The organism is Vibrio sp. JZG120 (assembly GCF_053890955.1).
On record NZ_JBSRRK010000001.1, the window covers coordinates 899,157 to 912,528 of the forward strand.

8 protein-coding genes and 4 tRNA genes are annotated in these 13,372 nt (G+C 42.3%); 4 read left to right on the forward strand and 8 right to left on the reverse strand.

What is annotated here, in order from left to right:
• Window positions 1–28 precede the first annotated feature (28 nt).
• Window positions 29–1,624 carry a DUF11 domain-containing protein gene (locus tag ACWPOD_RS03860; protein WP_167427538.1) on the reverse strand — a complete coding sequence of 532 codons (1,596 nt, stop codon included), beginning with the start codon at window positions 1,622–1,624 and terminating at the stop codon, window positions 29–31.
• A gap of 680 nt (window positions 1,625–2,304) precedes the next feature.
• Between ACWPOD_RS03860 and ACWPOD_RS03865 the strand changes: the two genes are divergently transcribed.
• A complete protein-coding gene (locus ACWPOD_RS03865; RefSeq protein WP_225461124.1) occupies window positions 2,305–3,591 on the forward strand; it encodes a DUF11 domain-containing protein in 1,287 nt (428 codons plus the stop codon).
• Window positions 3,592–3,663: 72 nt separating this feature from the next.
• Here the strand turns inward: ACWPOD_RS03865 and ACWPOD_RS03870 are convergent, their stop codons facing one another.
• The 3 genes from ACWPOD_RS03870 to ACWPOD_RS03880 form a co-directional block, all read right to left on the reverse strand.
• A complete protein-coding gene (locus ACWPOD_RS03870) occupies window positions 3,664–5,346 on the reverse strand; it encodes an Ig-like domain-containing protein (protein ID WP_167427868.1) in 1,683 nt (560 codons plus the stop codon).
• A 982-nt stretch (window positions 5,347–6,328) separates the two neighbouring features.
• Window positions 6,329–6,402 (reverse strand) — tRNA-Cys (locus ACWPOD_RS03875).
• A 36-nt stretch (window positions 6,403–6,438) separates the two neighbouring features.
• Window positions 6,439–6,525 (reverse strand) — tRNA-Leu (locus ACWPOD_RS03880).
• A gap of 301 nt (window positions 6,526–6,826) precedes the next feature.
• On the opposite strand from ACWPOD_RS03880, the gene ACWPOD_RS03885 reads away from it, so the two are divergent.
• Together ACWPOD_RS03885 and ACWPOD_RS03890 are read left to right on the forward strand one after the other, a co-directional pair.
• Window positions 6,827–7,756, forward strand: a complete 930-nt coding sequence (locus tag ACWPOD_RS03885; protein WP_167427539.1) for a CHAD domain-containing protein — start codon at window positions 6,827–6,829, stop codon at window positions 7,754–7,756.
• A 68-nt stretch (window positions 7,757–7,824) separates the two neighbouring features.
• Complete coding sequence (locus ACWPOD_RS03890) at window positions 7,825–8,613, forward strand: lipase family protein (protein ID WP_134645705.1); 789 nt, start codon at window positions 7,825–7,827, stop codon at window positions 8,611–8,613.
• A gap of 74 nt (window positions 8,614–8,687) precedes the next feature.
• Here the strand turns inward: ACWPOD_RS03890 and ACWPOD_RS03895 are convergent, their stop codons facing one another.
• The 4 genes from ACWPOD_RS03895 to ACWPOD_RS03910 all read right to left on the reverse strand — a co-directional run bounded on the left by ACWPOD_RS03895 (window position 8,688) and on the right by ACWPOD_RS03910 (window position 11,101).
• Window positions 8,688–8,942, reverse strand: coding sequence for a nitrite reductase (locus tag ACWPOD_RS03895; protein WP_456231576.1), 255 nt, complete (start codon window positions 8,940–8,942; stop codon window positions 8,688–8,690).
• A gap of 130 nt (window positions 8,943–9,072) precedes the next feature.
• Window positions 9,073–10,596 (reverse strand): alpha-amylase, encoded by a 1,524-nt coding sequence (gene amyS, locus ACWPOD_RS03900; RefSeq protein ID WP_053808368.1) that lies wholly within the window; start codon window positions 10,594–10,596, stop codon window positions 9,073–9,075.
• A gap of 308 nt (window positions 10,597–10,904) precedes the next feature.
• Window positions 10,905–10,978: transfer RNA gene (locus ACWPOD_RS03905), tRNA-Cys, on the reverse strand.
• A gap of 36 nt (window positions 10,979–11,014) precedes the next feature.
• Window positions 11,015–11,101: transfer RNA gene (locus ACWPOD_RS03910), tRNA-Leu, on the reverse strand.
• Between the two features lie 552 nt (window positions 11,102–11,653).
• Between ACWPOD_RS03910 and ACWPOD_RS03915 the strand changes: the two genes are divergently transcribed.
• Entirely contained in the window at window positions 11,654–13,285 is a 1,632-nt protein-coding gene (locus tag ACWPOD_RS03915) for a methyl-accepting chemotaxis protein (RefSeq protein WP_395207917.1), read from the forward strand.
• Window positions 13,286–13,372 lie beyond the last annotated feature (87 nt).

A 13,372-nucleotide genomic window follows, 5' to 3' on the forward strand; every position in this document is an offset into this window, starting at 1 on the left:
TCCAGGCTTTTTATTCACAAGACGTCAATTAGTTGCTTGGTGCAGGACAAATATCACAGTCTGCAGAAGCTGTATTCGTCGCTTGAGTATTATCGATTTTCAAGAAACCAACCGCCGTCACAGTATCACGGAAAGATTGTGTTTCTGCATTGCTAAATGCCGTTGGGATATAACTACCAGTATAAGACTGACATTGATCCGAAGCGAGTTCGATATTATCCACTACTGTCACGTCATCAGAAGCATCCTCAGGCGTACCTGAGTCATCCACAACAGAAACATTCACTAAAGTAAGTCCAGGCGTTGTGTTACATACCATTCCCGAGAAGCTCACTTCAGCAATGATACCATTTTCAGTAAGCTTGAAGCCGCTTTCACATGACTTCGTTACACTAATCATTGGAGACAAGCTCAATGACTCACATGGATCACTTGCGGTATCAGTAATGGTCGCTTGGCCACCCGGAGTCGCAGCTGCTGTGACTTTCACCGTATTAGTTAGACCATTGCTTGTACTTTCAAAACTGCCGCTGTATGAAGCACTATCACCTGAAGCAATGGCACCTAAGCTATGTGTAGTACCTGCTTCTAAATCCTCTACAACAACATCGTATAGCGTACCAACACCATCATTAATCACGTCGCCGCTGTATGAGTAAACGTAACCATCTTCTGTATCATTCACGACCGCTTGATTACATGTTTTGGTGATATCAACACTACACAACTCAAAGTCACCAACCACGAAGTCTTTCAACTGAGCGGTAATACTGCTTGATGCTCTTGTTTCGGCTGCAAATGAGCTAAAACAGGTGTCTGTTTGTAGAAGTTCAGTAAGGTTTACACCACCTTCAAAGAAGGTTTCTGGAGGGAAGACATTTTCGACACCACTTTTTGGCGTATACGCCCATGGTGCAGGTGAGTCAGTTGTATTGGTTGAAGCACACACATCTTGCGCGCCTGGTGAACACAGTGCATTTGTCTTAACTTTCAAACGTAAGTTTGTCGCAGCACACTGACCATCTTGTGGATTATTGTTATCAGCTTTCGCACAAGTTGTGTCCCATTCAAGAACCAAAATTTCTGGCCCCTCATTTGCCCCTTGCAAATAATTCACCTGAATCAAAAGGTCGCCAGCAATATGTTGACCAGTGAATGTACCGTCTGGGTTTGTACTGACCGAGTCTTGATAAAACCAAAAACCTAAGAAGGCATCACCGCTGTTACCAAAACGGTCTGCACCAAAGGTGAGTACAAGGTCATTATTAATGTTGTATGCCGCTGCATACGCATGAAGAATGTCCCCTTTATCAAGTACCGTACCAGTCTTCCAACCAAGTTCCGGTATGTCTTTGATGTCTTTATTACCACCAGTAAATATTGTATCCGGTGTTGCCGTGTCATTCTCAAAGCTAAATACTAATGCTCCACCACTGTTTGGCGGCGTTGACCAGTCATCTGGAGCACCTACTCCAGAGTCATCTATCGCATTAGCATTTGCTTCTAACTCAAATACGCCATCTGTTGGTGTTGCAAATGCAGAGCTACCTATTAGCAAACTTGTAAATATTGCATAAAGAAAGCTCTTCATCGTATGCCAGATACCTGACTTACAAGAATTCATAACCTACTCCTTAGAACGCTTCTAAAGCTAGACGAAGGTCCCTATGTCATTAATTGCCTTTTAAGAAAGAGTGAAAGCGAGATACAACTTTCGTTTCGAGCTCGTATAACGCATAGAGCATGCCACTACTTAAGGTTATGATTTTATTAAACTAAATATTTTCAACAGCGAAGAGAATGAACAGAGTGTTCAATTTTAAAGAAAGAGAAAGAAAACAAAAGAGACAAAAAAACCTACGATAACAAAGATATATACGTGTTCTAGGATAATGTTACAGATTGACACTTTATTGTTTACACCTGTGACAGATGCGCAAAAGCGACGGTATTGAAACTGTCCACTATGAATATGAAATAGACGCTTACTCACCTACTCCCAATAATGTGAAGGTGATGTGTAACACCTGTTTGCATAGTGTTACATCCTTTACACATCTAATTGAATACTCATTTAACTAAAACATATTCAGTCGTTTAGCGAATAAGTTTTAGCTCAACCATTTATGAAAATATAAACAAACTGTTCACCCCTCTGTACAAAAATAAAAAATAATCAACAAATACAAAAGGTTAAATATGGAACACTCTATGCTAGTCAACTGGCGCAGTTTAACTCTGTGAGAAAACTATCACGTATGTGGGCTCAAGGACGTAGCGAGCCCACTTACACAAGGAGGTTTTATGAAAACCATATTTAACTCTTGGTGGGGCAATAAGAGTTACCGTTGTTCCACTTTATGTAGCCAGAATATACTTACAGCGATCAATATCAGCAGCATGTTTAAGCTGTTTACTTGGGTCATAGCGGTTAGCTTAGTGCTGAGCTCTCAAATTGTTTACGCATCCGCTGGCGACCCTTCAAGCCGAGGCGTGCAACCAATATTTGTTGAAGGGAATAACACCTGTCAACAATTACTTCCAGGGATCGATGGTTTGATAGAATACAAGCTTGAGCCAGTTACAGACGGCACTTTCGGTGATGGCATGCTTGAAGTGGTTATTGATCAACAACCTGGGGCAAAAACCTTCAGTTGGGATCAAGGTGATAGCCCTGTGATTATGCAAGCTATCTTCGTAAAAGGTGGTCCTGACGGAAACCTATATAACTACTTTACAGATGGATTATTGTATCAAGATGATGCCTTACTACATGCACCTGTGGGTAACAATGGTAGATACTATGGCTTAAGTCATATTTCATTCTGTTACACACCAGGCGTACCAGACATTAAAATCACTAAAACTTGTACATTTGGTGATGTTGTCAATGGTAACACTTTGAAATACAACTATAAACTCACTGTAGAAAACACCGGTGACTTTGCATTGTATGATGTTGTGGCAACAGACACTACAGCCGTTGACAACGATATGGCTGCTGGTGACCATGTGTTCAATTTAGCGATGCTCGCCGTTGGACAAACGCAAGAGTTTAATGGTTCGTTTATTATTGACCAAAACGGTATCACTAACTACGCAGAAGTAAGCGCAGCACTTGAAACTGGTGGTGGTGTTGCGGTTTCTGACAACGCAGATTGGGAATGCCCAAGCCAAAACATCCCTGGTTCATTGTCTCTAGAGAAAGACTGTAGTGTCGTCGTCGTGAATCGATTTGAAGATACTGGTATTAATGAATACGGTCTTCAAGTCAATTACAGTGGTAGTGTATGTAATACCTCCAATGTCACCATTGACGGCATTGTCGTAATCGACAACAAAGACTCGAATCCAATCCAGGTTGGTATGCTTGCGCCTGCTGAGTGTTACGACTTTACTGGTAACTACGAGCCAATCCCAGGAGATGGTGAAGGCCTTCCATTACCGGGTGAAGAAGTCAGAGCGTTTACAGATACTGTGGATGCGAGTGGTGAAACTATCTTCGGTAATGTTGTCGTAGAAGCGATAACAGCGTCTGCAGAATGTACGCTATGTCCAACTTGTCCAGAGCCTGTTAACTGCCCTGAATAAGGTCTACTTACAACTTAATAAAACAACGCCTGACGTTAACTCGTCAGGCGTTTTCTTTCGAACTATATCGTTCTATTTATTCTTACCTTTCCCATTGTTACCAGAGTTGCCAGAATCGCCACCAGATGAGGACTCTAACTTCACTGAGACCTGAGCGGTCGAGCTGCTTTGACCATCACCTATGGTATAGGTAAAGCTGTCGTTATTTTTGAATTTCTTCTCAGGTGTGTAACGCAGGGTGCCATCTGATAACAGCTCTAGTCGCCCCTTACTTGGTCTAGTAAAAGAAACCACGCTTGCAGAGTTTTGCTCTCCAACAACATCGTTTGCCATCACATCGATAATCACCGACTGTTTCGAAGACATAGTCACCTGATCATCAACAGCAACGAGCTCTGGTGATGGCGAGATTTCAGTGGTTACAGAGTAATTTACGGATGCTGCGGTTTGCAGACTTGAGTCCTCGCCGTGCGTCACGATCATATTCAAAGCATAGTCTTTATCACTAGCGTCCACCGAAGATACGACTGATATCATTACTTGTCCGGTTTCACCTGCTGCTAGCGTGATTGCATTGCTGCTTGCTTTCCAACCAGTTGGCACTGACGCGTTTACAGAAAAACTGCTCGCAGAACAATCTGCACTATCTTTGTTAGTAATAGTGACCTGATATTGAACCTCATCGCCGGCTGCAACCGAGTTGTTTGTTGCAGCTTTCGCAGTTACTGATGGAGCATTAACAGTACAAGTCCCGATATTACCGTTGTCAGAGCCGTCAAAGACAACGCTTACTTCGGCGATGCCGTTCGCTGCACTCACCAAACTCAATGTTACACCTGAGTCTGGGTCAGTATAGCTACCACCGACCGGCATAGATGGGTCAAACCAGTCATTTCGGCCAAAAACCGCACGATATTCAGAATCAGTTTTAAAGTGAAGCAGATTACTGCTGCGCCCATCGCCTTCTACAGCGCTTCGAATGATGATGCCATCCGTAACGTCCCCACGATAGAACGAGTAAGAACGAGCATCTAAAAAGTCGTCAAACCCAATAGACTGGCGGTATTCAATGTAAAACCATTTTTTTGCACCTGTAGAAGGATCAGTACCACGAGGTACTTTTATCGTAACTGGCTGATCACTAGTCGTCTCGTAATTCGCGATGGAGTAAGTACCATTTTGAGTAACTTCCAGTGTCTTTGAAGCGTGCTCTCCCTCTAGCCATCCTAGTCGCTCGCGCTGGAAAGTATTCAAATAGCCGATGTCTGGACCACCCATTACATCATAGGTATCACCGTACTCACGCAACGTACAGTTGTCTGAAAGCGTATGCTCGCCACAATCAAGAGCACGAGAGTGATGCAAACCAAAGTTATGTCCAAGCTCATGAGCGATGTTCATCGGAGAAAAATCACCATTGATGTGCGCGCGTGAAGGCATGCCATCAATAGTTGCCGATCCAGCGACACCACATGCCGTTTTTGTCATCAAGTAAACAATACGATCGTACTCTTCAAGCTTCACTCCCGCTGCGATGGCTTCTTGATCCGCTGCATCTTGAACAGCGGTAAAATCACAAACCTGATTAGACAACGGCAAATTAAACCAACCCACGACTTTCCCAGATAGCCACATTTGCTCAAAAGAGCTTTCACGGTAGAAGTCATTTACTGTGCCAAAGATTAGATTATTTGCCTCTGACAAAGTTAATGGCTGCTCATTTGGGTTTTCTTTGAAGTTCAGCAGGATAACCAATGTATTTTGCTGTCCCGTCGTACTTCCTGCTGCACTGGCGTAATGGATGCTCTGTAAACAAGCGAATATTACTAATAAAAATGACAACCCTTTATTTAGGATTGTTCTATTTATTTTAATATTTTTTATCACTGCTTCACCTAATTTTAAATTAATAACTAGTTCACCTTCCCGCCAATATAAGCAGAAATGGTAGGGTAAAATAATATAAATTTTAGGCAATAAAATGCCCTAGCCTATAAAGCCAAATATGTTCCTATATACATCAACATGGTTATAAAAGGATAACCACCAAAAATATAAGAGCCGGAATCATAGCAAAGCAACCGGTCAAAATTCAACCAGAGCGATAAGTAATTTAGGTTAAGTTTGTGTAATAATAAATTTGTCCATTTTTGTCAGTTACTTAAAATAACCTTATGATTGTTTTATATGAACAAACTTTGTATTCAACAATGACTTTAATAAATCACTTGCACTACAGCCAATTTAAATCATTAAAAATCAAACAAGTAGAAATTGAACTAAAACAACCTCAATTTCATCGCATGAAATTATAACCTTTAAATTCATTAACTTAATAACGAGTCATTCGAATAATATACCTCAACAACTCTTGAGTAATATTATCCATCTTTAATTGTTAAATTTACGTTAAATTAAAGTAGTGAAAAGTTTTTTGCTCACCTAGTTTTATACTCGATTAAAAGACAGACTGAGCGATACAGTGCAATATCAACTAGAGACATATAGAGAAACAAGCAGGATATATGTGCAACTTTATTTTCAGTATTGAACTAAAATCACGTGACAATATGACGCTATAGATAGCAATTCGGGAAAACTAGTTAAAGAATGATTAACTGATAATTGAGGTTGGTATTTGTACAAAAATTAATTATTCAATTAAAAAGTGTGTATTAGAATAGTTTGACAATACCAGATACTAAAAAACCGACACTAGGCCGGTTTTTAGAAATAGTGGAGGCGCCTCCCGGAGTCGAACCGAGGTCCACGGATTTGCAATCCGCTGCATAGCCACTCTGCCAAGGCGCCTTTCTGATTTTGTATCTCTGTCACCAAAGATTTTGATGGTGCCCCGGGCCGGACTTGAACCGGCACAGCGCGAACGCCGAGGGATTTTAAATCCCTTGTGTCTACCAATTCCACCACCAGGGCAACGCAATCATGCGATGGGTTAGACACCATCTGTCTCAGCGGCCTTTGCCGTGAGAACGAGGCGTACTTTAACGGATTAATTTATCTGGTCAACAAAAAATTAGTCTTTTTTATTCAAATGGTTAAAAAGCCAACTCAAACGAACAAAGGGCGATCATTTTGCTCACAAGAACATCAGCTTGTTTTGCTCTCGTTTACTTTGCTTCATCACTTAATGTCAACGAGGAATCGACAAGTCGCACAAATTGACAGTATGGGTATAAACTTAATTCGTACTGCAGGGGACAAATAAGTGCTCATCATGTTTCGAAAGTCATCATTTCAATTACCGCTACATACTGATTCCGAACTCGACTTCGTAGTGCCCTACTTCTTACTTACTGAATTTGATTATGCACGCTCTCTGGAACAGGGGATCGTCCATGACTTGGACCCTGAATATACACACCAGTATCGCGTCACACTGAGGCGCATACGCTCACTATGCGTGCTACTTCGCGAACTGATACCTCCTTTTGAACAGCGTATTTTGAAACCTCATTTAAAAATAATGATGAAGAAAACAAATAAGCTGCGTGATTTGGACGTATTTATCTTGGACAAAAGCCAATACATTGAAATGCTCCCAAACCACAAACCCTCTCTTGAGCAGCTTTTTGGCTTTATAGAATCCGAACGTGCTTACGAACAGGCAAAAGTTGCGCGTTGGCTAGCGACACAAGAATACACTATGCACTGCACTTTGGTCAGGAATAGTCTGCTGCGAAGTACAAAGCACGCACGAGTGGATAACAACGTACCTGCGTTACTCTTCGCAAGCCAAAAAGTCTCCGAACAATTTAAAAAGGTCGACAAAGCACGGCGCAAGATCTCGGACAAAAGTCGTGACAGCGTGATTCACTCGATGAGGATAAAGTGCAAAGCGCTGCGTTATTTGCTAGAAGGGTTTTCCGCACTCTACCCTTCCCCACAGCACAAAAACAACGTGAAACAATTAAAATTATTGCAAGACAAGCTCGGTGATTTTAACGACACTTCAAGTCAAATTGAATTTTTCACACAGATCAAAGAGGCAGTAAACCTCAATAAACAAGATCGTAAGACCCTGAAAAAGCTGCTTAACGTGCTTAATGAACATCACGATACTTCGCGCCAGACCATCTTAACGCACTTAGACCAATTTGAGGCTTTCATCCACGATACCAACACACAAAGTCTCTACCAGCACTAACCTAGGTTCACGTATTTTTAATATTCATTAATTACAGTCAGTCGTTAGGCTCCATAAAGAAAGATAACGTGAAACCATTAAAACGATACCAATATGAGCGCTATGCCGTACTCTGTAATCTCGCCTATCCTCGCGTCTTCAGACAAACTCAATACGGATTCGATCCTAATGGGCAACGAGTCATTAGAAATGAACACGGTAAGATTATGATTCGTGTGCTCTGGAGTAAAAAACAGAGTGAAGTGGTCGTAGTGATTAAAGGCTCACACAGTATCAGTGATTGGTTGTTAAACTTCGCGATGTGGACGAGAAGCTGTCGAAGGTTGGGACTGAATTACCGCATTCACGCGGGTTTCTATCATCTTCTGTTTCAAGAAAGTTTACCGAGCCGAAATGAAGATCGGTTGGGGTTGACCGTGATCGAGCGCCTCGAAGGTATCGTTGTACCGCTCATTCTTAAGGGAAAAAGAATCACCATTACTGGTCACTCTTCAGGTGGCGCGATTGGCAGTGTTTTTGCCGATTATATAGAGAAAAAATACCCAAAGAGCATTAAACGCGTTGTGACTTTCGGTCAGCCCGCAGTTGGAGATTGGACCTTCAAAAAACGCTATCGTTTGGGGCACAAAACTTACCGGATTTGTTGCGATATCGACATCGTGACATTCATGCCGCCAGTGCCTTTTCTCTATTGGCATGTAGGCAAAATGCTATGGTTGTATAATGGGAAAATATACGAGAATACGCCAACGTTCATTCGACTTGGACGTTCTCTATTTAGTTGGTTGATGCGACCATTCTCTTATCACTTTATGAGTAAGTACATCCGCGATAAAGACTTCTTTGACGAACGCTGAGCTAAGTACCCTAAAACTATGATGTACAGGCACTAAAAAGCCGGACTCAGCCGGCTTTACGTTTTTGTGGTGAATTACAGAGAGGCAATTTCTTTTTCAAGTTGATATTTGCTATCTGTGACTATGCGCTCTAACACTTCAACGCGTCGCTTCAAATCACCAATTTGCTTGTTAAGGTTAGCTTGTTCTTCTTGGCTCATCGTATTACGTTCAGATATCTCCAAAGCTCTTACTTCTTTACGATGATTCAAGATTAACTTAATTATCCCGCCCCCAAATATGGCACCGAACACAATAGCCACAACCAATACATCAGCAATAGATTCCATTCTTCATCTTCCTCTAGATAATGCTCAAATATAAGTTACTCATTTGTTATATGAATATCAAATAACGTATTGATTCACTGCAAAGTTTCATCAAAATTTGCCTGTTCTGTATCAAAATCACAAGAATGACTTACTCAACGCTAACCCAAACCGAGACAGATCCACCATTTACAGGGAACTCAGCCCACCCGTTCGCATCTGTCCAAATGTCTTCAGTTCGGATGCCCAACTTGTCGACATAGCGTGTACTTGGCTTGCCCGTATACATCCACTTCGAGCCACCTGGTCCATCGCTCATGATCACTGCCATTGAATGTGGATGTTCTGCATCGCCCTCGCGAGTCCAGCCAATTACATCCCAATGGTCGAGATAAGAATGTTGTTTACCATACGCATAGTCTTTACGCAGTGTTACGAGCTCTTCGATGTAAGGCACTTTGACCATATTGATGTCATGCCCTTTATCACTGTACTGCGCGCCGTAGTAATCTGCATAAAACACAGATGGATAACCTTCTTCACGCAATAAGATAAACGCGTAAGCGAGCGGCTTAAACCACCAATCAACCGTCGACTCCAACGCCTGCAAAGGTTGAGTATCATGGTTTTCTACTAAGGTTACCGCTTTGACTGGATTGTCCTTCATCAGCGTACCATCCATGATTTGACGCATATCGTAGCTACCACCCGATTTAGACGCATTGTAGAAGTTCATATGTAACGGTGCGTCGAATAGAGACATGCTGCCAGAAGTTTTGGTGATAAAGTTATGCAGCTGATTCACATCGTAGTTCCAGTACTCTCCGACCGTGAATAGCTCTTTCCCTGTTTTCCAACGTAGGTGATCAATCCATTCTTGAAGATATTGGTATTTGATGTGCTTCACCGCATCCATTCTAAAGCCATCAACACCAGTCATGTTGATGTACCACTCACCCCAATCTTTCAGTTCTTGTTTAACTTCAGGATGATCCATGTCTAAGTCAGCATACATAAGGTAGTCGTAATTCCCCTTTTCAGAACTGACTTCCCAATCCCATGCCTTACCTTCACCTTTGAATTTAAAAATGGCTTTTTCTTTACCTGCATCGTCCCAGTCCACGCCATCAAAATGGTACCAAGTCCAATGGAAGTTAGAGTACTTGTCGTTGCGTCCAGGGAAATCAAACTCCACCCACGCTTCAATCCATTTATCGCCAAGTTCAATGTTGCGGTTGTTCCAATCTACCCGCTTAGTATCAACCCAAGATTTCCCATCCGCACCACCACGGTGGTTAAACACCACGTCACCATAAACCTGGATATTGTTATTGTGAGCGGCATTGATAGCACTAAGGTACTGATCTTTCGTGCCGTATTTGGTGCGCACTGATCCTTTTTGATCAAACTCCCCCAAGTCGTACATGTCATAAACGCCGTAGCCGACATCATTACTGCCACCCGCTCCTTTGTATGCAGGTGGTAGCCAGAGCGCTGTGAATCCGTTTTCTGCTAGCGTTGGAGCGTTATTTTCCACTTGAGTCCACAGTGTGCCATCGTTAGGCACATACCAATGGAAATACTGCATCATTGTGCCATTCTCAGCAGCCAATGCAGATGAACTTAGCAACAAGGTTAAAGGTAAAATAGTGCGTTTTAATTTAAATGTTTTCATTATTTTTCTCTCACGTTAAGGACTAAAATCCTCCTTTCTGCTCATACACACCAAGCATTGCCAACGGTCACGCTAGCCAAGTTGCTGCCTGTGATACAAAAAGTTCGGATTACAATCGAAGAGAAATTAGCACCAATCACCCTATACAATTATTGAGTTATTTAACATTTATAAAATCAATGGCTAGTGCATTGAAAATATTGAATGGTGATCAAAACATGGGAGGAATTTAGAGAAGCGTGAACGAGTATAGATTGATGGATTTAAAACGAAGAAAGCCAGTCATTTAAGACTGGCTTTCGAAATAGTGGAGGCGCCTCCCGGAGTCGAACCGAGGTCCACGGATTTGCAATCCGCTGCATAGCCACTCTGCCAAGGCGCCTTTCTGATTTTGTATCTCTGTTACCAAAGATTTTGATGGTGCCCCGGGCCGGACTTGAACCGGCACAGCGCGAACGCCGAGGGATTTTAAATCCCTTGTGTCTACCAATTCCACCACCAGGGCAACGCAATCATGCGATGGGTTAGACACCATCTGTCTCAGCGACCTTTGCCGTGAGAACGAGGCGTACTTTAACGGATTAATTTATCTGGTCAACAATAAATTTTATCTTTTTGATTTAAGTGCTTAAAAAGCGATCCAGACGGTACAATTGGCATTCAATTAGGCCAAGAAACACTCGTTAGCTTTCATCAACTCTAAGTCACACACATGTTGATGCCCGTAACTGCTTAGCTTGTAAACGCCTGACTAACGCGGATCGTAGTCACCACTCTCTTCAGCTCTGTAACATCTGTAACAATTGGAGCCCCTACTCTTGGCACTGTTTCACACGAAATATCATATTTTGTTACCGATAACTTTTCATCGAATGTGGTCGTACCTTTATAAAATCATTGACATTTTTTATTTTCAAAAAAAGCTCAATTCATTATCGAAAATATCAATAAATAATGATAGCTTACACTCGTTGCAGTAATTTAATGGACATATATCACATATAAGGACGTGGTTTACTTTGGCGACACACCATAAGAAAAACAAGGTATATCACTAATGTCTATCAAGAATCTTTCTATAGCGAAAAAGATATCGCTATCGTTTTTACTCATTGCCATCGTCAACATTGCGTTTGGCGTGTTTTTATCTACAGAGCTCAAAAGCATTAAATCTGAGCTTTTAAACTATACCGATGATACGCTTCCTGCTATGGAAAGAGTAGATTCGATCCGAGATCACTTGTCTCGCTGGCGCCGTGCTCAGTTTGCGACATACACTTATGAAGACGCAGACCAAATCAGAAACAAAATTGCCAGCAACATTCGCGAACGTGAAAAGATCAGCAAAGAGCTCGATTCTTACGGTGAAACGATTTGGCCAGGTGAAGAGCAACAAACTTACCAGCGCCTTATGCGTCAGTGGAAAAAGTACTTGGTTACTATGGATCAGTACAACGAAGCGATGCGAGCCAACGACAAAAGCAAAGCCCACCCTATTTTGGCGAACTCTTTACCTGCTTTCGAAGCGGTTGACTCTGAGCTCGGTGAACTGATCCGTCTACTTAAAAATGCTATGGACAGTAACAAAACTCATATTCTTTCTTCTGTAAATGGATTGAGTAACTCGTCAATTGCAAGCAACGTGATTATTCTGCTTATCATGGTAGGCATGACGTACGTGCTGACACGCCTTATTTGTGGCCCACTAAAACTTGTTGTCGAGCAAGCAAATGCCATCGCAACAGGTGACCTATCAAACGACATCGATCGTAAAGCCATCGGCAATGACGAGCTAGGTGAGCTGGCAGATGCGACCACTAAGATGCAAGATGACTTGCGCCAAGTTATCGACAACGTGATTGCTGCGGTCACACAGTTAAGCAGTGCAGTAGAAGAGATGAATCAAATCTCCGATATTTCTGCATCTGGTATGAAAGATCAACAACTGCAAATTACACACATTGCTACGGCAATGACAGAAATGAAAGCAGCAGTAGCCGATGTTGCACGTAATACTGAAGATTCAGCGAACCAAGCTAACGAAGCAAACCGTCGTACACAACACGGTGTTCGTGAAACGCAAGGCATGGTTGACGCGATTCATGAAGTTTCAAACGTAATTGGTGCTGCGGGCGATACTGTGGCAGAGCTTGAACAGCAATCGAATAAAATTAACGTTATTGTTGATGTTATCCGTGACATTGCCGATCAAACCAACCTACTTGCTCTTAATGCAGCCATTGAAGCTGCGCGTGCTGGTGAGTCTGGTCGCGGTTTTGCCGTGGTTGCGGACGAGGTTCGAACGCTTGCAGGCCGTACGCAAGATTCAACCAGCGAAATTACGTCGATCATTGAGCAGCTACAATCGCTTGCAAAAGACGCGAAATCTGCAACAGAACTTTCTAGAACCAGTATCTCAGAATGTGCAGAGCAAGGCATTCAATCAAAACAGCTGATGAGCGACATAGAACACTCGATTTCTGATATCTCAGACATGGGCACCCAAATCGCCACGGCTTGTAACCAGCAAGACTCTGTTGCAGAAGAGCTTAACCGCAGCATTGAAAACATACACTTGGCATCTCAAGAAGTATCACAGGGCTCAGAGCAAACCGCACAGGCTTGTCGTGAGCTAAGCCAGCTGTCAATTTCTCTTAAAGATGTAATGAGCCGCTTTAAACTGAGTTAAACTCAGTGGATACCTTAGTTGATATTGAATCAACCTCGATTTGCGCAAATTGAGTGCAATCACTGAGATATATTTAGGTATATTGAA

Bases quoted from the DNA above. Each gene is read 5' to 3' on its own strand.
- ACWPOD_RS03860 (WP_167427538.1), bottom strand. From the start codon at position 1,624: ATGAATTCTTGTAAGTCAGGTATCTGGCATACGATGAAGAGCTTTCTT.
- ACWPOD_RS03865 (WP_225461124.1), top strand. From the start codon at position 2,305: ATGAAAACCATATTTAACTCTTGGTGGGGCAATAAGAGTTACCGTTGT.
- ACWPOD_RS03885 (WP_167427539.1), top strand. From the start codon at position 6,827: ATGTTTCGAAAGTCATCATTTCAATTACCGCTACATACTGATTCCGAA.
- ACWPOD_RS03895 (WP_456231576.1), bottom strand. From the start codon at position 8,942: ATGGAATCTATTGCTGATGTATTGGTTGTGGCTATTGTGTTCGGTGCC.
- amyS (WP_053808368.1), bottom strand. From the start codon at position 10,596: ATGAAAACATTTAAATTAAAACGCACTATTTTACCTTTAACCTTGTTG.
- ACWPOD_RS03915 (WP_395207917.1), top strand. From the start codon at position 11,654: ATGTCTATCAAGAATCTTTCTATAGCGAAAAAGATATCGCTATCGTTT.